The organism is Flavonifractor sp. An9 (assembly GCF_002161245.1).
Lineage (GTDB): Bacteria > Bacillota > Clostridia > Oscillospirales > Oscillospiraceae > Flavonifractor > Flavonifractor avicola.
The window spans coordinates 1-19,179 of the sequence record NZ_NFHC01000002.1 but is presented as its reverse complement, the minus strand read 5'-3'; the positions used below and the strand labels follow the sequence as shown (position 1 = coordinate 19,179).

20 protein-coding genes and 1 tRNA gene are annotated in these 19,179 nt (G+C 61.2%); 8 read left to right on the top strand and 13 right to left on the bottom strand.

Annotated features, from left to right (window positions below; translation table 11 throughout):
* Nucleotides 1-31: 31 nt before the first annotated feature.
* Both B5G40_RS01870 and B5G40_RS01865 read right to left on the bottom strand, forming a co-directional pair.
* Nucleotides 32-460 carry a PaaI family thioesterase gene (locus B5G40_RS01870; RefSeq protein ID WP_087326830.1) on the bottom strand — a complete coding sequence of 143 codons (429 nt, stop codon included), beginning with the start codon at nucleotides 458-460 and terminating at the stop codon, nucleotides 32-34.
* Between the two features lie 71 nt (nucleotides 461-531).
* Nucleotides 532-619, bottom strand: a tRNA-Leu gene (locus B5G40_RS01865).
* A gap of 168 nt (nucleotides 620-787) precedes the next feature.
* Between B5G40_RS01865 and B5G40_RS01860 the strand changes: the two genes are divergently transcribed.
* From B5G40_RS01860 to B5G40_RS01840, 5 genes are read left to right on the top strand one after another with little or no spacing between them, the layout of a single operon-like run.
* Nucleotides 788-1,111, top strand: a complete 324-nt coding sequence (locus tag B5G40_RS01860) for a PadR family transcriptional regulator (protein ID WP_087398573.1) — start codon at nucleotides 788-790, stop codon at nucleotides 1,109-1,111.
* Nucleotides 1,108-2,349 (top strand): DUF2812 domain-containing protein, encoded by a 1,242-nt coding sequence (locus B5G40_RS01855; protein ID WP_087398572.1) that lies wholly within the window; start codon nucleotides 1,108-1,110, stop codon nucleotides 2,347-2,349. Before B5G40_RS01860 ends, B5G40_RS01855 begins: the two co-directional genes overlap by 4 nt.
* Nucleotides 2,346-3,476 carry a DUF2812 domain-containing protein gene (locus B5G40_RS01850; protein WP_087398571.1) on the top strand — a complete coding sequence of 377 codons (1,131 nt, stop codon included), beginning with the start codon at nucleotides 2,346-2,348 and terminating at the stop codon, nucleotides 3,474-3,476. The genes B5G40_RS01855 and B5G40_RS01850 overlap by 4 nt, the downstream gene beginning before the upstream one ends.
* A gap of 31 nt (nucleotides 3,477-3,507) precedes the next feature.
* The gene (locus B5G40_RS01845; protein ID WP_087398570.1) at nucleotides 3,508-4,113 is read left to right on the top strand and encodes an FMN-dependent NADH-azoreductase; all 606 of its coding nucleotides are present in this window, start codon (nucleotides 3,508-3,510) and stop codon (nucleotides 4,111-4,113) included.
* Complete coding sequence (locus B5G40_RS01840) at nucleotides 4,114-5,109, top strand: asparaginase (RefSeq protein ID WP_087398569.1); 996 nt, start codon at nucleotides 4,114-4,116, stop codon at nucleotides 5,107-5,109. It begins immediately after the preceding gene.
* Nucleotides 5,110-5,154: 45 nt separating this feature from the next.
* Here B5G40_RS01840 and B5G40_RS01835 read toward each other — a convergent pair whose 3' ends face one another.
* Together B5G40_RS01835 and B5G40_RS01830 are read right to left on the bottom strand one after the other, a co-directional pair.
* Entirely contained in the window at nucleotides 5,155-5,580 is a 426-nt protein-coding gene (locus B5G40_RS01835; RefSeq protein WP_087398568.1) for a flavodoxin, read from the bottom strand.
* A 34-nt stretch (nucleotides 5,581-5,614) separates the two neighbouring features.
* On the bottom strand, nucleotides 5,615-6,178 hold the full coding sequence (locus B5G40_RS01830; protein ID WP_087398567.1) for a DUF3793 family protein: 564 nt from the start codon (nucleotides 6,176-6,178) through the stop codon (nucleotides 5,615-5,617).
* Nucleotides 6,179-6,632: 454 nt separating this feature from the next.
* Between B5G40_RS01830 and B5G40_RS01825 the strand changes: the two genes are divergently transcribed.
* Together B5G40_RS01825 and proC are read left to right on the top strand one after the other, a co-directional pair.
* Nucleotides 6,633-7,586 (top strand): tRNA dihydrouridine synthase, encoded by a 954-nt coding sequence (locus B5G40_RS01825; protein ID WP_242959156.1) that lies wholly within the window; start codon nucleotides 6,633-6,635, stop codon nucleotides 7,584-7,586.
* A 5-nt stretch (nucleotides 7,587-7,591) separates the two neighbouring features.
* Complete coding sequence (proC, locus tag B5G40_RS01820) at nucleotides 7,592-8,665, top strand: pyrroline-5-carboxylate reductase (RefSeq protein ID WP_087398566.1); 1,074 nt, start codon at nucleotides 7,592-7,594, stop codon at nucleotides 8,663-8,665.
* A gap of 57 nt (nucleotides 8,666-8,722) precedes the next feature.
* On the opposite strand, the gene B5G40_RS01815 is transcribed toward proC, so the two are convergent.
* From B5G40_RS01815 to B5G40_RS01775, 9 genes are all read right to left on the bottom strand, one after another.
* Complete coding sequence (locus B5G40_RS01815) at nucleotides 8,723-11,269, bottom strand: ATP-dependent Clp protease ATP-binding subunit (RefSeq protein WP_087398565.1); 2,547 nt, start codon at nucleotides 11,267-11,269, stop codon at nucleotides 8,723-8,725.
* Between the two features lie 88 nt (nucleotides 11,270-11,357).
* Nucleotides 11,358-11,897 (bottom strand): CDP-alcohol phosphatidyltransferase family protein, encoded by a 540-nt coding sequence (locus B5G40_RS01810; RefSeq protein WP_087398564.1) that lies wholly within the window; start codon nucleotides 11,895-11,897, stop codon nucleotides 11,358-11,360.
* Between the two features lie 44 nt (nucleotides 11,898-11,941).
* Nucleotides 11,942-12,649 carry a CvpA family protein gene (locus B5G40_RS01805; RefSeq protein WP_087266215.1) on the bottom strand — a complete coding sequence of 236 codons (708 nt, stop codon included), beginning with the start codon at nucleotides 12,647-12,649 and terminating at the stop codon, nucleotides 11,942-11,944.
* Between the two features lie 15 nt (nucleotides 12,650-12,664).
* Nucleotides 12,665-13,894 (bottom strand): DUF5711 family protein, encoded by a 1,230-nt coding sequence (locus B5G40_RS01800; protein WP_087398563.1) that lies wholly within the window; start codon nucleotides 13,892-13,894, stop codon nucleotides 12,665-12,667.
* Nucleotides 13,894-14,643: a tRNA pseudouridine(38-40) synthase TruA gene (gene truA / locus B5G40_RS01795; protein ID WP_087266217.1), complete on the bottom strand. Its 750-nt coding sequence runs from the start codon at nucleotides 14,641-14,643 to the stop codon at nucleotides 13,894-13,896. Before truA ends, B5G40_RS01800 begins: the two co-directional genes overlap by 1 nt.
* A 44-nt stretch (nucleotides 14,644-14,687) precedes the next feature.
* Complete coding sequence (locus B5G40_RS01790) at nucleotides 14,688-15,500, bottom strand: energy-coupling factor transporter transmembrane component T family protein (protein ID WP_087187129.1); 813 nt, start codon at nucleotides 15,498-15,500, stop codon at nucleotides 14,688-14,690.
* Nucleotides 15,501-16,364 carry an energy-coupling factor transporter ATPase gene (locus tag B5G40_RS01785; RefSeq protein WP_087187130.1) on the bottom strand — a complete coding sequence of 288 codons (864 nt, stop codon included), beginning with the start codon at nucleotides 16,362-16,364 and terminating at the stop codon, nucleotides 15,501-15,503.
* A gap of 36 nt (nucleotides 16,365-16,400) precedes the next feature.
* The gene (locus B5G40_RS01780; RefSeq protein WP_087398562.1) at nucleotides 16,401-17,261 is read right to left on the bottom strand and encodes an energy-coupling factor transporter ATPase; all 861 of its coding nucleotides are present in this window, start codon (nucleotides 17,259-17,261) and stop codon (nucleotides 16,401-16,403) included.
* A 12-nt stretch (nucleotides 17,262-17,273) separates the two neighbouring features.
* Nucleotides 17,274-18,137, bottom strand: a complete 864-nt coding sequence (locus B5G40_RS01775; protein ID WP_087398561.1) for a class I SAM-dependent methyltransferase — start codon at nucleotides 18,135-18,137, stop codon at nucleotides 17,274-17,276.
* Between the two features lie 139 nt (nucleotides 18,138-18,276).
* Here B5G40_RS01775 and B5G40_RS01770 point away from each other — a divergent pair, with 139 nt between their 5' ends.
* The gene (locus B5G40_RS01770; protein WP_087398560.1) at nucleotides 18,277-18,972 is read left to right on the top strand and encodes a hypothetical protein; all 696 of its coding nucleotides are present in this window, start codon (nucleotides 18,277-18,279) and stop codon (nucleotides 18,970-18,972) included.
* Nucleotides 18,973-19,179: the final 207 nt, after the last annotated feature.

Sequence of the window (19,179 nt, the reverse complement as noted above, 5' to 3'; positions counted from 1 at the left end):
AATGGCTGCCGGCGGCAGCCATTTTTTGCGCTCAGACAGGATTTTTCCCGGCCCCGGGGGCGGCCCCCACGGTATAGCCGTTGACAGTGAGGTAGGCCACCTTGGCCCCCAGATCGTCAGTCACCTCCACGGCATAGAGGCAAGTGGTACGGCCGGCCTTCAGGCATCTGGCTTCAGCGATCAGGGTGCTCCCCCGGGCGGCGGAGAGAAAGCTGACCGACACCTGCTGGGTAACGGTGATACGGTCACTGAATCCGTTGGCAGCCACCGCAAAGGCAAAGTCGGCCAAGGTGAACACCGCGCCCCCCATGGGGACGGAGTTGGCGTTCAGGTGGACCGGCCGGATGGGCATCACGCACACCGCCCGTCCGGGCTCGGCCTCCCGGATGGCAGCGCCGGCGGCCTCGGTGGCAAAACGGTCCCCTGCAAAGCGGCTCCGGATCTCATTCAGCTCAGGCATAGATCAATCTCCTTTCCTGCGACATCATCAGAGTAAAAACAAAAGGACATCCTTTCGGATGTCCTTTCATCTGGTGCGCGAGGCGGGACTTGAACCCGCACGTGCGTAATGCACACTAGAACCTGAATCTAGCGAGTCTGCCAATTCCACCACTCGCGCATTTGGCGTTGCGCTGTCGTTCAGCGCGAGATATATATTACCACGTCGAATCCAGGTTGTCAACACTCTTTTTCACTTTTTTTGAATTTCTTTTTATATCGATATTCGCTATTGACTTTGTATCGAATATCGCTATACAATGAAGCTGACAAAGGGGGGTGGTTACCATTGGCACGCAAGAAGCTGGAGACGCTGACAGAGCAGATGTTCTATGTGCTGCTGGTCCTGCGGCAGGAGCGCCACGGCTACGGCATCATGCAGGCCATCACCACCCTCACCAACGGTCGGGTGAACGTGGGAGCCGGTACCCTGTACGCCCTGCTGGAGCGATTTGAAAAGGATGGTTTGATCCTGCTCACCCGGACGGAACTCAACCGGAAATACTATCAGCTTACCCCCCAGGGAGACAAGGTGCTTCAGGACGAGTACCAGCGCATCCGCCAGCAGGCGGCGGATATGGAACAGGTATTGCGTGAGGAGGAAACGACATGAAGCGGAAATGGACGCTCTTTGCCTATCCTGTCATGGACATCAAGGCGGCGGAAGCTATGCTCAACCGCCGGGCTGAAGAAGGCTGGCGGCTGGAAAAGCTGTGGCTCAACCTGCTGGCTCGTTTTGTTCCGGCGGAGAAGCCGGTGACCTACAGTCTGGACTGGTACGACCCCGCTCGGGAGGATGGGCCGGACTACCTCCGCCTGCTGGCCGACGCCGGGTGGTATCAGGCGGCCCAGACCGGCTACTGGAACATCTATGAGGCTCCGGCTGGTACGCCTCCCATCCAGACGGACGGTGAACTGGAGTACCGGCGGTTCCGAAAAAAATCCCTTCACCGTATGATGTTCGGCTGGGCGGTCTGCCTGATCTGTTTTCTGCTGCTGCCCCTGTTGGGCGTGGCCACCAACTGGACAGGTACGGGGACGGCCTTGCTATTCTGGGTATGGTTTCTTACCAGGTACAATACCGCGGCGCTGGTTCTTCTGTGTCTGCCCCTCCTGTTGGCCGGAGGACTGCTTTGGTCCGGACGGCTGCTGCTGCGGCTGATCCAGTGGCGGCGAGCGGCAAGCGCAGGCCTCCCCTTCCCTACGCCGGGACCAAAAAGCGCCATGGCAGCCCGTCTGTTGGCGGTACTGGGCTATCTTCTGGCACCGCTCTTCCTGTTCGCCCTATTGCTGGATGCGAATGCGGGAACATACTCCCGAGCATGTATGGTAGGCAGTATCATCGGCGCTTTCCTCTACGGCTTGCTCAAACAGGACCCAGCCTACCGCCGGGCCCGGCGGGGCAACTGGATCATGGCCGGGGGCGCGGCGGTGATGCTGGTGGTCAGTCTGCTGCCCCTGTCTCCCCTGACTACCCGGCTCCAGGTGGCCCCTCCCCTGGCAGGACAGCAGCTCCTCCCAACCGCGGAGGCCGCCCTCCGGGAGGACAGCGCTACCTTCCTGGCCGCCCACACGGAATGGACCGAGTGGTGGTCGCCGGATGGGACAGATTACACGCTTGCGCTGGAGGGCCAGGGCTGGGTGCTGCCCTGGAACTGGCTGGCCGACGGTGTGCAGAACGCAGTGACGGGACAGGCCATGGCCCCTCTCCCCGGCTATGACGGGGTGTGGAGCGACGGGGACAGCTACGTGCTCCGCCGAGGTAATACGATCCTGTGGATGGAGAGCGGACCACCCGCCAGTCAGTGGCTGGATCAGGTACTCATTCATTTGGAGGCTTCCACGGCATGAAACAGGAGAAACAAACTTGTATCCGCTGGTTCCGCTACACTGTCGAGGACGCCAAAGCCGCTCAGGCGGAGCTGGATCAGCTGGCAGACAACGGCTGGGAGCTGGCGGAGCTGGGTATTTTCACTGCCGCCTTCCACCACGCGGAGCAGCCTCGCCGCTGCTGGGTGGAGCCCGCCCGGTGGAAGAGCAGCAGTCGGAAAGACGAACAGGCCCGGGCGGATTATCTGGCCCTGTGTAATGAGGCAGGCTGGGATCTGTTGGATGAGGCAGGCGGTCTGTTCTATTTCCAGGCCAAGCCCGGTACCCATCCCGCCCCCATTCAGACCGACGGCAGCATGGAATGGGAAGAGGTTTTAAAAAAGAGCCTTCGGAATCAGGCCAATACCTTTTTTTACTTGGTGATCTATTGGTCGGTCTATGGGGCAATCAACCTGTTCCGGGATCAGCCCCGGGTGTGGGAGATGTTTTTCTCCAACGGGGCTATGTTAGCTCAGCTGCTTCTGTTGGCATGGGCCGCCCTGGTACTGTATCTGGGGCTGCGTGTGGTCCGCTACCGGAGGAAATGCCGCCGGGCAGTGGAACATAACGCTCCCATACCGATTCCCAGCCGGAGCACTGCCCGATTCCGGGGCGCTGCACCCCTGTGCTATGCGCTCATAGCCTTGGGCATCGGGATCAGCCTTTTCATAAGTATCTCCGACAGCCATACAACCTTTGAAGGAGGCAGCACCCTGACCACTGGAGACTCCGTGTTCGGGCAGGCGGCAGAATATCGTCGGTTCTCCGAGGAAGATGGGGATCTGTGGGTGGAATCCTATGACTGCCGCACAAGCTGGTTGGCCGGTATCATCTGTGACGATCTGCGGGCCATCGAGGGCGACCAGGGCCGCCTGGACCGCTATTTCCACCTGCACGACCCTGCAGCGCTGACCCAGGCGGAACTGGGCTACGACCAGGCCTGGACCTACCGCTGGGGCGAAGGCAACGGCCTGATCTTCCGGCAGGGGGACCGGGTGGTCCACATCGAGGCGGAGAAACTGGATCTTACGGATAACAACACAGTATCCTCCCTGCTGGGGGAATTGGACCGGTCCGCTTGCGCCCTTCTGGAATCTGTGATAGCATAGACAGGAAAACAGACGCAGGAGCGTGAACACCATGGAACAACTTCTCTTTATAAATGCCTGTGTGCGGGGTGAGCGGTCCCGCACCCTGAAGCTGGCCCGCCGGTTCCTGGATCGCTGGCAGCAGGCCCACCCCGATGGAGCCGTTACCGAGGTGGACCTGTGCAAGGACCGTCCGGTACCCCAGTATCCCGAGGTACTGGCGGAGCGGGATGAACTTTGGAACGCAGGCAAGCTGGACGATCCCATGTTCGACCTGGCCCACCAGTTTGCCGCCGCCGACCGGATTGTAGTCGCAGCCCCCTTCTGGGACCTGTCCTTCCCCGCCATCCTGAAGATCTATCTGGAGCGGATCTCGGTGACGAACATCACCTTCGGCTACGATGAGCAGGGCAACAACGTGGGCCTGTGCAAGGCGGGCAAGCTGCTGCTCATCACCACCCGGGGCGGCAACTTCTCTCTGCCTGAAACGGCATGGATGGAGATGGGCGCCCGGCAGCTGGAGGCTCTGTGCGCCATGTATGGCATTCCCTCCTTCCAGTGCCTCGCCGCCGAGGGCCTGGACGATATCCGCAACGACAAGGAGGCCATCCTGGCCGAGGCCATGGGCCGGGCGGACGCCATGGCGGAGGTGTTTTAAGTGAAGAGCCGCATCCTCCTGCTTACCACCGGCGGCACCATTGCTTCCCTGCCCACCGACGACGGACTGGCCCCCGGCCTGGACGGAGAGGATCTGGCAGAACTGCTCCCCCGGGGCGTTACCGACTCCTACGACATCACCATCCGGGACATCCTCCATCTGGACTCCTCCAACATCCAGCCTGAGGAGTGGCAAACCATCGCCCGCCACGTCTTTGAGCAGCGGGGCGCCTATGACGGTATCGTCATCACCCATGGCACCGACACCATGGCCTACACCGCTTCCATCCTGTCCTTCATGCTCCGGGGCATCTCCATCCCGGTGGTGCTTACCGGGGCTCAGCTGCCCATGACCCACCCTCTCAGCGACGGCATGGAGAACCTGCGTACCGCTCTGGCTATGGCGGCCTCCGGGGTGGCCGGGGTGTTCCTGGCCTTCGACCGGAAGGTGATTCTGGGCTGCCGGGCGGTCAAGACCCGCACCACTGACTTCGACGCCTTTGAGAGCGTTAACTGGCCCCTGGCCGCCGCGGTGGACGGCAAGGGCCTTCAGATCCGCCGGGAGGCCATTCCCACCACCGCCGGGGCCTGTACCCTGCGGGACAGGTTGTGCGACAAGGTGTTCCTCATCAAACTCACCCCAGGTCTGGACCCGGAGATCTTCGATATGCTCCTCCAGATGCACTACCGGGGCATTGTCATTGAGGCCTTCGGCGCCGGCGGCCTCCACTTCGTCCGCCGGGACCTGATTTCCAAGCTCCAGACTGCCGCCCAGGCGGGCATGACGGTGGTGGTATGCAGCCAGTGCCTGTACGAGCCCAGCGACTTCTCAGTCTACGAGGTGGGCCAGAAGGTGCTGGCCCAGGGGGTCATCCAGGGCCGGGACATGACCACCGAGGCGGCGGTCACCAAGCTCATGTGGGTATTGGGCCAGACTGACGACCCGGAGATCATCCGGGACTACATGGAGCGCTCCCTGGCGGGAGAAATGGCATAACACAGCAAACGGGCGTACCGCACAAGGCGGCACGCCCGTTTTTTCTTAACTAACCAGAGCCTTGCCCAGATCCCGGCAGGCGTCGGCGGCGTCGGCATTGGGGGCCTCGTGGGCAATCACCGGCTCGTCGGCCAGCTTGCACCCCAGGTCCTCGCACTCCTCCGCCCAGGTACGCATCCATTCGCCGTCTCCCCAGCCGTAGGAGCCGAAGAGACCAATGGTCTTGCCCCCCAGGCTGCCCTTGACAGCGTCAAACATGGGCTGGAACTCCCCTTCCTCCAGCTGCTCGGCCCCCATGGAGGGACAGCCGAAGGCGATGGCATCGTAGCCGCTCACCAAATCGGAGGTGAAGAGGGCGGGAGGCAGCAGGTCGGCCTGACCGCCGGCAGCCACGATACCCTCCTCCACCAGCTTGGCCATGGCCTCGGTGTTGCCGGTGCCGCTCCAATAAACCACTGCGATCTTGCTCATGTCAATCATCCTTTCATCTATGATGGATCTGTATTCAGGCCGCCACGGTCAGCTGTCTCAGGGTCGCCCCTGCCGCAAACCGGCGGCGGTAGACATTGGTACACTCCTTGAACCGACGGAACTGCCGGGCAGCCTGCCTGGGATCGCCGTAGCACTTCCAACAGCCGCAGAGGGTAAAGTTCTTCCCCTTGTGGCGGATGAAGCCCTTCACGTCGGAGAGCGGATAGCCCAGGAACACCCCGATTTCATGGGGGAACTCCCCCTCCAGGCACAAACGGGTGGCCAGCTGCCGCAGGCAGCCCCGGCTCTCCGTCCAGGGCTCATACCCCATCTCCCGGAGAAAGGCACGGTGGTCCGGCTGGTTCAGCAGCCCCGCCAGGTCCTCCTTCCGGTAGAGGTAGACCAGATAGGCCCCCGTCCTCCGGCAGCCCTTCAGCAGGGTGAGCACCAGTCCCCGCTCCTCCAGCTCCCGGCGGCAGGCAAGAAATTCCCCGGCAAAGTCTCCCCCCTCCTCCGGCTGGTACCGAAACAGGCTGGCGGGCTTCAGCCCCGCCAGGGTGGGAGAGCTATGCTCAACAAGGACGGCTTGCAGGGACATCATTGGTGCTCCTTTCGAGGTTAGTATACGCTAACCAAATCGTTTTATTTTTGGTTAGCTATAGCTAACCATGTCATAAAAATACCATACTTCCCCTCCCCTGTCAACCCCTTTTTTGCGTTTCCCTCCGCTTGACGGCGGCGGCCCGTCCTGCTACAATTTGCTACAGTAATATCTGCTGAATAAACCGCGATGCGGTTTATTCGCGCGGAGGCATCCGCGCAATTTCATAAAAACAGCTCGAAGTGGCTGTTTTTATGAAATTCAGCCATTGTTGCAATGCGTATTTCCGTTGGCGCGTCTCAACGCACCAATGGAAAGCGCAAGGTTTTTGGACGAGATCGTCCAAAAACCTTGCGCTTGAACAAAGCCAACCGACCTTGAAAGTTAATGTTTTCAGACATTTGGCTTTGTTCAGTACGCATTACAGCAATGTAAAGGAGCGAGTTGTTTGATGGTATCCCTCGCCCCCATGGAGGGGCTGACCACAGTTTACTACCGGCAGGCCCTGGCCCGCTGGTTCGGCGGGGTGGACCGGTACTTCACTCCCTTTCTGACTCCCACTCAGGACCACCGCTTCACCAAACGGGAGCTGCGGGAGATCCTGCCGGAGCACAACGGCGGCCTTCCCACTGTGCCTCAGCTGCTCACCCGAAATGCAGAGGATTTTCTCTGGGCGGCGGGAGAGCTGGCTGCCATGGGCTACCGGGAGGTCAACCTGAACCTGGGCTGTCCCTCAGGCACGGTGGTGGCCAAGGGCAAGGGCTCCGGCTTTCTGGGCCATCCGTCGGAACTGGACGCCTTTTTGGATGAGATTTTTTCAAAGGCCCCTTGCACCCTCTCCATCAAGACCCGGATTGGCCTGAAGGAGCCGGAGGAATTTACCGCCCTGCTGGCCATCTATCGAAAATACCCTGTGGCGGAGCTAGTTGTCCACCCCCGGGTACGGACGGATATGTATAAGAACACCCCCCGGTGGGACTGCTTCGGGGCGGCGCTGGAGGACTCCCCCTTCCCGGTGTGCTACAATGGGGATATCTACACCCCCGACGACGCCGCCAGGCTCCAGGCCGCCTTTCCAGCGGCAGAGCGGCTCATGCTGGGCCGGGGGTTGGCAGGCGATCCCGCCCTGGCCCGCCGCCTCAAGGGTGGGTCTGCCGCCAACAAGAAGGAACTGGCTGGGTTTGTGGACCAGGTGTATGAGAGCTATGCGGAAGCCTTCGGCAGCCGCCGCAACGCCATGCTGCGGATGAAGGAGGTCTGGTTCTACCTGATCCGCCTGTTTCTGGAGGGGGACAAGCTGTCCAAGGCCATTAAGAAGGCCCGGGACCCGCTGGACTACGAGGCCGCGGTGCGCTCCGTCTTTTCCGACCTGGAGCTCTCCCCCGTCCTCCGGCCCGACTGGTGAGTGCCATGGAATACTGGGTCTATATCCTCCGGTGTGCCGACGGCAGCCTGTACACCGGCACCGCCGCCGACGTAGACAAGCGGTCGGCGGTCCACAACCGGGGCAAAGGGGCCAAATATACCCGCTCCCGCCTGCCGGTGGAGGTGGTCTACCAGGAGGCCTGTCCTGACAAGGGGGCGGCTCTCCGGCGGGAATACGCCATCAAGCAGCTGCGCCGGCAGGACAAGCTGGCGCTCATCGCAGATTATCAAAGAAAGCTGGGATCTTTTATGAAAAAAGCGGCATTTATCGGCGCAGGCAACATGGGCGGCGCCCTCATCCAGGCGGCCTGCCAGGCTATTGGCCCGGACCAGGTGGTCATTACCGACCACGCCTACGCCAAGGCAGAGGAACTGGCCGGAAAGCTGGGCTGCACCGCGGTTCAGGACAACGGGGACGCCCTCCGGCAGGCCGAATACGTCTTTCTGTGCGTCAAGCCTCAGGTGATGGAGGGTGTGGTGAAGGCCCTGGTCCCCGCCCTGCGGGAGAAGCCGGACACCGTACTGGTGACCATTGCCGCCGGTATTCAGATCGCCACCCTGCGGGGCTGGCTGGGAGACTGCTCCCCCGCCATCCTGCGGATCATGCCCAACACCCCCGCCTCCATCGGTATGGGAATGCTGGCCCTCACCGGCGAGCCCGATGCCCGTGAGGAACACTATCAGGCCGTGGAGGCCATTCTGGCCAAGGCTGGCCGTGTGGAACGGCTGACGGAGGGCCAGATCGACGCCTTCTCCGCCGTGGCGGGCTGCGGCCCTGCCTTTGTCTATCCCTTCATCGAGGCTCTGGCCGACGGTGCGGTGAAGGTTGGTCTGCCCCGGCAGCAGGCCATGGTATACGCCGCCCAGATGGTGCTGGGCTCCGCCGCTATGGTGCTGGAGAGCGGCAAGCACCCCGGCCAGCTGAAGGATGAGGTGTGCTCCCCCGGCGGCTCTACCATCGCCGGTGTGGCCGCCCTGGAGGCCCGGGCCTTCCGCTCTGCCGCCATTGAGGCGGTGGAGGCCGCCTACCATAAGACGGTGGATCTGGGAAAAGTGTAATAACCCCACAAACAGAAAACCAGGGTGTGCCGTAGGGCACACCCTGGTTTTTTATGCTTATTCCGCCGTAATAACGGTCTTCTCCCCGTCCGACGTGGCGTGGATGGCAGAGATGGGATGGAGATAGCTGTCGATGAGCTTGGTAGCGATGTCGTCCTCCAGGTCCTTCTGGATCTGGCGGCGCAGGTTGCGGGCGCCGTAGGTCTGGGAGTAGGACTTGCGGACCAGGTGGTCCAGCAGAGCGTCGTCCCAGGTGAAGGTGATGCCCTTCTCCTTGAGGGTATCCCGCAACTCGCCCAGCATGATGGCAGCGATAGACTTAAAGTTGTCCTCGGTGAGCTTGTTGAAGTAGACAATCTCGTCCACCCGGTTGATGAACTCAGGCCGCAGGAAGGACTCCAGCGCCTTCATGGCCCGCTCCCTCCCCTGCTGGTCTGCGGTGCGACCAAAGCCCACGCTGCCGGCGGAGGTGCGGGCGTCGCTGCCCGCGTTGGAGGTCATGACGATAACGGTGTTCTCGAAGTTCACGTTGCGGCCCTGGGCGTCGGTGATATGGCCGTCGTCCAGGATCTGGAGCAAAATATTGAGCACATCGGGGTGGGCCTTCTCAATCTCGTCGAAGAGGATGACGCAGTAGGGCTTGCGGCGCACCTTCTCGGTGAGCTGGCCCGCCTCGTCATAGCCCACATAGCCCGGGGGGGAGCCGATGATGCGGCTGACGGCAAACTTCTCCATGAACTCGCTCATATCCAGCCGGATGAGGGACTCGGGAGAGTGGAACATATCCATGGCCAGCCGCTTGACCAGCTCGGTCTTGCCCACGCCGGTGGAGCCCACAAAGATGAAGGACACGGGCTTGCGCTTGGAGGCGATGCCCACCCGGCCCCTGCGGACGGCGGCGGCCACAGCGTGGACCGCCTCGTCTTGGCCGATGAGGTGCTCTTTCAGCCGGTCTTCCAGCTTGGCCAGGCGCTCATACTCGGCCTCCTGGATCTGGCTGGCAGGGATCTTGGTCCACAGCTCAATGACCCGGGCCAGGTGCTCCACCGTCAGGGGCGGGGCGCTCTGGGCATCCAGCTTGCTCAGCTCGTCCTGGAGCTGGATCTCCCGGCTCTTGATAGAGGCCAGCCGTTCGTAGTCCTTGCTGCTGCCCTGGTCGGCCATCAGCTTCTCCCGTTCGGCAGCCAGGTTGTCCAGTTCCTTGCGGAAATTGGCCTGACGGCGTTCATTGGCCCCCAGGGCCTCGGTGGTGGCGGGGTTGCCCATAAGGGCATCGTGCTCGGCGGTGAGCTTGTTCAGCTCCCGGCGGATCTCGCCCTGGCGGCTCTCGTTGTTCTTGAGGGCGGTCTGGCGCTTGTAATCCCGGTCGTTGGCCTCCACCATCAGGTTCTCCCGCTCCTGACCCAGCTGCTCCAGTTCCTTCTTCACCTCCACCTCACGGGCCAGGGCCTTGTTGTGGAGGTTCACGTCGGAGCAGGCCTCGTCGATGAGGTCGATGGCCTTGTCAGGCAGGAACCGGTCGGTGATATACCGCTCGCTCATGGTCACCGCCAGGCGGCACATCTCAGGAGAGATGGAGACGAAGTGGTACTTTTCATAGTAGGGGGCGATGCCCTTGATGATCTTAATGCTGTCCTCAATGGAGGGCTCCTCCACCATCACCGGCTGGAACCGCCGCTCCAGAGCGGAATCCTTCTCGATGTACTTGCGGTACTCGGTGAGGGTGGTGGCGCCGATGACCTGGATCTCCCCCCGGCTGAGGGCGGGCTTGAGGATGTTGGCGGCGTTCATGGACCCCTCGGCGTCGCCGGCGCCCACAATGTTGTGGACCTCGTCGATGACCAGGATGATGTTGCCCAGCTTCTTGATCTCCTCAATCAGGCCCTTCATGCGGCTCTCAAACTGGCCGCGGAACTGGGTGCCTGCCACCAAGGCGGTCAGGTCCAGCAGATAGACCTCCTTGTCCAGCAGCTTATAGGGTACGTCCCGCGCCCAGATTTTCTGGGCCAGGCCCTCGGCAATGGCAGTCTTGCCCACGCCGGGCTCGCCGATGAGACAGGGGTTGTTCTTCTGCCGGCGGTTGAGGATCTGAATGGTGCGCTGGATCTCCTCGTCCCGGCCGATGATCTTGTCCAGCTTGCCCTCGGCGGCCTTCTGGGTCAGAGAGATACAGTAGTTCTCCAAAAACTTCCGCTTGGGGGGCTTGTCGCCTTTCTTGTCCTTATCAGCCCGTTCAGAGCGGTTATTCTCCCGCTCGGGAGGCTGGTTCTGGGGGTTCTGGGCCCCGCCGCCGAACAGCTTGTTCAGGAAGGGGAATGTGGCGGTCTTGCCCTCGTCCTCCTCATCCTGCTCGCCGTCGTCGCTGGGCACCAGGCCCTCCATGCCCTCGGCTCCCCCGAAGGCGGACATCATCTCGTTGGTCAGTCCCTCCAGGTCCTCATCGGTGATGCCCATCTTCTGCATCATATCTTCCACGGGCTTGATGCCCATTTCCTTGGCGCACTTGAGGCACAGCCCCTCACTCTTGGTGGTGCCGCCCTCCATCTTCTGAATGAAGATGACGGCTACATTCTTATGACATCTGGAACAAAGTGTGGGTTGCATATATGTTCAGCTCCTTTGACGGGGACGGCCGTACGGGCCCTCTCCCCGGAGAGATGATTCTAATCCGAAATTATGAACTGGGTATGAATCAGGCCGGCTTTCTTTCCCGCATGGTCTTGCAATACTGGTACACATACCCTGCCAGCGCCAGCAGCGTCAGTACCAGAGCTCCGCCGATCATGGCGGTACGCCCCACTCTGGGGATGGCGGGGAACAGCATCAGGGCCACACACACCACAAAGAACACGCCGGTAGACAGCTTACCCAGCCAGTTGGAGGGGATCACATCCCCCAGACGGCGATACATGAGATAACCGCCGATGGCCATGCACAGCTCCTTGCAGAAGAACACGATCACTGCCCACAGGGGGATAATGCCGTCCACTGTAATACAGATAATGACCGTAAAGGTCATCCACTTGTCAGCTGCAGGGTCCAAGATACGGCCCAGCTTGCTGACCTGATTGAAGTGGCGTGCGATCCAGCCGTCGGCAATATCGGTGAGGAAGGCCACCAGATAGATGAGGGCCGCCCAGGTATGGGCGTCCGGCATGGGCTGGAAAAACACCACTGCGAACACCGGCACCAGAAACAGCCGGAACAGGGACAGAATATTGGGGACTGTCATGTCGATTCACCTGAATTTCTCTCTTTTTCTCAGATCGCTGCCGGTTACACGCCGGAAAGCAGGCTCATAGGATTGGTGGTCATGAAGAATTTCAGCAGTACCGTGTGCTCCACCGTCTCCGCCGGGATCAGATTACCCATGAACTGGATGGCCCAGGCGGCGATAAACAGGATCAGGCAGCCCTGAAGCAGGCCAAACACGCCGCCCAGAGTCTTATTGAGGAAGTGGAGCACCGGCAGGCGGGCCACCAAATCCAAAGCCCGGCTTACAAGCTTCCACAGAATGAGAATAACCACAAAACCTACCAGGAACAGGATGAGATAGGCCGCTGACTGGGCGATGGCCGCCGCCACCTTAGCTGCGGCACTGGCGGCCACCTCGGTCATACCGTTCTCTACCGCCTGGTTGACGCTGTTGATCAGAGGCTCATAGAAACCCATGTCCCGCAGGGCGTTGAGCACGTCCTGAAGAGGCAGGGTATCCGGTGTGGGAGCCTCCTCCCCTGTCTGGCCGTTCTCCTCCAGGCTGGCCTGGATCTGCTGGTCCAGCTGCTCCTCAATGGCGGCAGCAAACTTGGGCTCCAGGGCGTCTGCCACCATGGGAGACAGGGTACGGGCCAGCACGCCGGCGCCGCCAAAGGCGATGAGCACGCCCACCAGGCCGCACAGGGACAAAACCAGTCCCCGCTTGATACCCAGCAGCACAAAGGCCGCCAGGATGGCCACAACGATCAGTTCAAATACGATTGCCATAGGGTTCCTCCGTGATTACTGGGGCAAATAGACCCGCGCGGTGTCGTTGCCGATGAGCAGCACACTGCCGTCGGAGCGCTGGAGCACCTTGCGTGCGCTTTGGGTCTCTTCCAGGGAATGATAGACCGACAGATCCTGGTCATAGATGTCCAGCTGGTCGGCGGTGAGCAGGCTGATATACCGCCCCGCCGCCGAGATGGACAGCACCTGCTCGTCCAGAGCCATGGTGGCCCGGGCCTCGCCCTGGGTGTCCACCACCACTAGCTCAGCGGTACTGCCTGCCCGGTACTTGCCCAGCAGCAGAACGGCGGTACCGTCTCCTGCCAGGGAAAAGCCCTTCAGATAGCGATCGGAATAGGAATAGCTGCCCGTCAGGGCGGCGGAATCATCCAGATGATAGATCTCATCCTCACCCAGGGCCCAGATTCCGCTGTCGTCCCAGGTCATGTCCAGGATCACCTGGCCGCCCACCGTGCAGGTAGTCTGGGGAGAGGCATCGGAAGCGGCGCCGGCGGTGGGATAGAGCTCCACCTGACTGGTGAAGGTGCCGTCGGTGAGGCCCATGGTGAGCACCGCCACCGTACTGTTGTCCGGCGACAGGGCTGCATCCATGATAAAGCGGCTGGACAGGCTCACCTGCATCTGGGGCTGGAACTGACTGTCGTACACCGTAACCACGCCCTTATAACCGCTCTCCTGGGTCACCGTCACCATCCAGCCCTTCCCGTTTACATCGGCGGAGAGCACCTCTTCGTCCTCCGCCAGCTCCAGGGTAAAGGCCTCCTCCCGGTTCCGGCAGGCCAACAGAGTCTGGCCGCCGGCATCGTAGGCCAGAGCGGTGGACCCGGCAGCTACCGCAACCGGGTTTTCCATGGTGACCGTGCGGTCCACATACACCTGACCACTGGCTGAATAGAGCCGCACACCGGTAGTGGAACACACCAGCAGATCGCCGTCCAGGCTGGCAAAGGTGCTGCTGCTGTCCCCGTCAAATGGGAAAGATTCAGCCTGTCCGCTGTCTCCCCGCTCCAGATCCCGGTAGGCAAACCACCGCTTGATGGAGTCAAAATTCAATTTATCATAGTTGACGATGAGGAAGATGGCGCCCAGCACCATGACTACGGTCAGCAGAAAGGCCAGCAGCCGCAGCACTGGATTGGGCCGCTTCTCCTTCTTGCGGGAGGGATTGGCGTCCTTGTCCTCGTTCAGTCTATGCGCCTTCTTGGAAATTATGTGGCGAGGCATTACAACACATCCTCATGGTACCATAGCTTTGTCATGTACAGGCCGCCGGCGGGCACCGTGGGGCCTGCGGCGGTGCGGTTCCTGCCCTCCAGGATGGCGGGCACGTCATCGGGAGAGAACTTGCCCTCGGCGGCATAGACGCAGGTGCCCACCATGGCCCGCACCATGTTGTACAGGAAACCGTCTGCACACACCTTGCATTCGATCATCAGACCGCTGCGGGTGATATTGAAGTAGTGGACCGTCCGCACGGTGGTGCGGGTCTCGGTACCTACGCTGCGGACAGCGGCGAAGTCATGGGTACCCACAAAGTGGGAGGCCGCCCGCTGCATAATCCCCTCGTCCAGATGCTTGGGATAAAACCAGGCCCGGTCTACATAGAAGGCGTTGCGGATGTGGGAGTTGTAGATCCGGTAGGTATACTCCTTCTTCAGGCAGGAGCCGATGGCATTGAACTCATCCGGCGCCTCGGTGGCCTTCACCACTACGATGTCATCGGGCAGCCGGGTATTCACCGCCAGGGGCAGCCGGTCGCAGGGGATGCGGGAGGTGGTGCGGAAGTTGGCCACATAGGTCTCGGCGTGGACCCCGGCGTCGGTACGGCCTGCGCCGGCACACTTCACCGGATGGCCCACCACCGTGGCCAGGGCCTTTTCCAGAGTTTCAGCCACGGTAACGGCGTTCTTCTGGACCTGCCAGCCGTGGTAGGCCGTGCCCACATACATCAATCTTAACGCAATATTTCTCATAAGTCCTTCAGTAAACCTTAAATTTTGGTAAAAATTGTGGTCCCTTACCAACCGTAGTGAGCCAGCACGCCGATACCCACGCACAGAGCCACCGACAGCAGCAGGGAGAGAATGTCCACACCCTTCATCTTCAGCTGGCGCAGGCGGGTGCGTCCGCTGCCGCCGTGGTAGCACCGGCACTCCATGGCTACCGCCAGCTCGTCGGCCCGGCGGAAAGCAGAAATAAACAGGGGCACCAGCAGGGGCACCAGGGCGCGGGCCTTGCGGATCAGGTTGCCGCTGTCGAAATCGGCGCCTCTGGCCTTCTGAGCGGACATGATCTTGTCGGTCTCCTCAATGAGGGTGGGGATGAACCGCAGGGCAATGGACATCATCATGGCCAGCTCGTGGATGGGCACCCGGATCACCTTCAGGGGGCTGAGCAGTTTCTCCAGGCCGTCGGTGAGCATAATGGGCGAGGTGGTGTAGGTCAGCAGGAAGGTGCAGGTGATGAGCATCATAATCCGCAGGATCATGAACACAGCTGCCCGGATGCCCTCCGCGTAGATGGTAAACACCCACCAGGACACCAGCGGTTCCCCCTCACCGGGGGTAAAGAACAGGTTCAGAATGGCGGTGATGAGGATGATGATGAAGATGGGCTTCATGCCCCGAAGAATACTCTTGAGCCCCACCTTGGAAATGGCGATAAGGGCGGCCAGCAGCACCAGCAAAATGGCGTAGGTCACCACATTTGCGGCCAGAAACAGGGCTACGATATAGGCAATGGTGCCAATCAGCTTGGTGCGGGGATCCAGCCGGTGGATGATGGTCTTGCCCGGGAAATACTGGCCCAGGGTAATGTCTTTCAGCGCCATTTACACCACCGCCTTTCCCAGTTTGGCCAGAATCGCGTCTCTGGCCTGCTGGATGGTGTACACCGAGGGGTCGATGTCCACCCCCATGGCACGCAGCCGGTGGAACACCCGGGTCATGGCGGGCACACCCAGTCCCATACGCTCCAGTTCGTCCCCGTGGGCGAATACCTCCCGGGGAGCGCCGGAGAAGGGAATCTTGCCGTCGTTGACCACCACGATGCGGTCCACCGTCCGGGCCATCTCCTCCATAGAGTGGGAGACGATGATGATGGTGGCATTCTTGGCCACATGGTAGTCGTGGATGTTGCCCAGAATGGACTCCACACCCACCGGGTCCAGACCGGCGGTGGGCTCGTCCAGAATGAGCACCGAGGGCTCCATGGCAATGACGCCGGCAATAGCAACCCGGCGCTTCTGGCCGCCGGAGAGCTCAAAGGGAGACTTCTCCAGAGTCTCCTCCTTCAGGCCCACGAACTGGGCGGCCTGCCGCACCCGGCGGTCGATCTCGTCTGGCTCCAGCCCCATGTTGCCGGGGCCGAAGGCGATATCCTTATAAACGGTTTCCTCAAAGAGCTGATACTCGGGGTACTGGAACACCAGGCCCACCTGGAAGCGGGTCTGGCGGGTACGCTCCTTGCTCTCCCAGATATCCTTGCCCTCAAAGAGCACTCTGCCCGAGGTGGGCTTCAACAGGCCGTTGAGGTGCTGGATCAGGGTAGATTTGCCCGAGCCGGTGTGGCCGATGATGCCCAGGTACTCCCCGCGGTAGGCGGTAAAGTCCACGTCCACCAGGGCCCCGTGCTCAAAGGGGGTGCCGGCGGAATAGATATGACTCAGGCGCTCCGTCTGAATAATCGGTTCCAATTTGCTTCAGTCCTTTATCACAATGGTGCATTCCCCTTACGGGGTAACGCCCTGGTTCAGCAGCTGATACAATTCCTGGGCGCACTCCTCGTCGCTGAGGGCGTCCAGGGAGACGTCCACCCCTGCCTTTCGCAGCTCCCACAGAAGCTCGGTGGTCTCGGGGACGGTGAGGCCCACTTCCTTCAGTGCCTCCACCTGCTTGAATACCTCACGGGGGGCACCGTCGGCAATGACCTTGCCCTTGGACATAACCACCAGTCGGTCGGCCTGGGCGGCCTCGTCCATGTGGTGGGTGATGAGTACCACCGTCACCCCGGAGGTACGGTTGAGCTGCTTGATGGTTTTCAGCACCTCGGAACGGCCAATGGGGTCCAGCATGGCGGTGGGCTCGTCCAGCACGATGCACCGGGGCTGCATGGCGATGACGCCGGCGATGGCTACCCGCTGCTTCTGACCGCCGGAGAGCAGATGGGGGGCGTGCTCCCGGTACTCATACATCCCCACTGCCTTGAGGGAATCGTCCACCCGGCAGCGGATCTCCTCCGGGGGGACTCCCAGATTCTCCGGAGCGAAGGCCACGTCCTCCTCCACCACGTTGGCCACGATCTGGTTGTCCGGGTTCTGGAACACCATGCCCACGGTACGCCGGATATCCATCAGTTTTTCCTCGTCGGCGGTATCCATACCGTCCACATAAACCTTGCCGCCGGTGGGCAGCAAAATGGCATTCATATGCTTGGCCAGGGTGGATTTCCCCGAGCCGTTGTGGCCCAGCACCGCCACGAAGGTGCCCTCCTGGATCTGGAGATCCACTCCGTCCAGCACCACCGGGGATGGTCCCTCCTCCTCGTCATAGCGGAAGTGCAGGTCCTTTGTTTCAAGAATGGCTTGTCCCATAGCGTCTCCTTCTTAGTCGCAGATCCATCGTCCGGTAGCGCCGCAGGGCAGCGCCAGGCCGGTAGCGGTTACCGGCAGACCCAGCTCCTGGCTCTCAGTATGGCCGCCGTGCTTCCGGGCCACCAGTGTCTCCAGCAGGTAGGTGAGTACCGAGGGGGCAAGGCCGGTGGTATAGGAGTTGATGAGGAAGAACAGGGGGTTGTCCGACAGCACCCCGGTCACCAGCTCCACAAAGGGGAACAGGTTCTCCTCCAGCTTCCAGATCTCGCCGGAGGGGCCCCGTCCGTAGGAGGGCGGGTCCATAATGACGGCATCGTACTTCCGTCCCCGGCGGATCTCCCGCTCCACAAATTTGCCGCAGTCATCCACGATCCAGCGGATGGGGGCGTCGGTGAGGCCGGAAGAGGCAGCGTTCTCCCGGGCCCAGCTTACCATACCCTTGGCAGCATCCACATGGCACACGCTGGCGCCCGCCGCGGCGCAGGCCACGGTGGCCCCGCCGGTGTAGGCAAATAGGTTGAGCACATTCACCGGCCGGCCTGCGGAGCGGATACGCTCCATGGCAAAGTCCCAGTTAGCAGCCTGCTCGGGGAACAGGCCGGTGTGCTTGAAGTTCATGGGCTTAATATTAAAGGTAAGCTCCTTATAGCCCAGCGTCCACCGCTCGGGCAGGGCCTTTTTCACCCAGCGCCCGCCGCCGGTGGAGGACCGCTGGTACCGGGCGTCGTACCGGTTCCAGCCGGGATGCCGCCCTTCGGGGCGCCAAATAGCCTGGGGATCCGGGCGCACCAGAGTAAACTTGCCCCAGCGCTCCAGCCGCTCTCCCCCGCCGCAGTCCAGCAGCTCATAATCTTTCCATCCGTCAGAGACCCACATAGTCATCCTCCCGGTCATTGTTGTCATAATCATCCTATTATATCATTCTACCCCTGTCGAGTCAACGAAAAGAGCGGATTGTGTTATGGAGAAAACTGTGTTAAAATAGGCATGAATTTGTGGAAATGAGGTGTCCCCTATGAGCGCCACAGAGCTTCAGTTTCGTACCGCCACCTTCGGCGGTTTTCAGAAGCAGGATGTGCTGAGTTATATTGAATCCTCCAACCAGAGCCACGTGGAAAAGCTGGCCCAGCTTCAGCGGGAGCGGGATGAGCTGGCGGCCGAAAAGGAGGAGCTGGCGGCGCAGGCCGGACAGGCCAAAGAGCAGGCTGAGACGTTGGCCAAAGAAAAGGAGGCCCTGACTGCCCAGCTGGATGAGGCACGCAAAGAAGCGGACGCGCTGCGGGCCCAGCTGGCTCAGGTCCGTGGAGAGGCCGAGCAGACCGCCGCCCAGCTGACCGACGCCAATGCCCGCCTGGCTCAGGCCGAGCGCGACGCCGCCGCCTACCAGCAGGTAAAGGACCGCACCGCCGGCATCGAACTTGAGGCCCACTGCCGAGCTCAGGAGGTGCAGCAGGAGGCGGAGGAAAAGGTCCGTCGGGCCCACACCGAGGTCACTCAGTGGCTCCATAAGGTGCAGGCAGGCTATGACCTGCTGCGCTCGGATATGGACGGGGCCATCTCCCGCACCGGTCAGGAGCTGGACAAGCTGCACCAAATGCTGGAGCAGCTGTCCTCCAACTTCAGCAGTCAGGACGAGCACTTGCGCAAGCTGGCTCAGGACTGCGCGGATCAATTTGCGCCCCCCGCGCCCCTGCCCCTGGACGAGAAATAAAAAACCCCGCCGCGCGGGCATGGGGGCTGTTGCAGTCTGCTGCAACAGCCCCTTCTGTTGTCCGGCGACGTCAGTCTGTTTTTTGTGGAAGACCTGCTAATAAAAGTCAAGTAGAAATTTCAGATTTTTAGGGAGGCGAAAAAATGCAATACAAAATCAAGCCGCTGAGCATCTCAAAATTAAAACGGCGGCCAGCCAGATGGTATA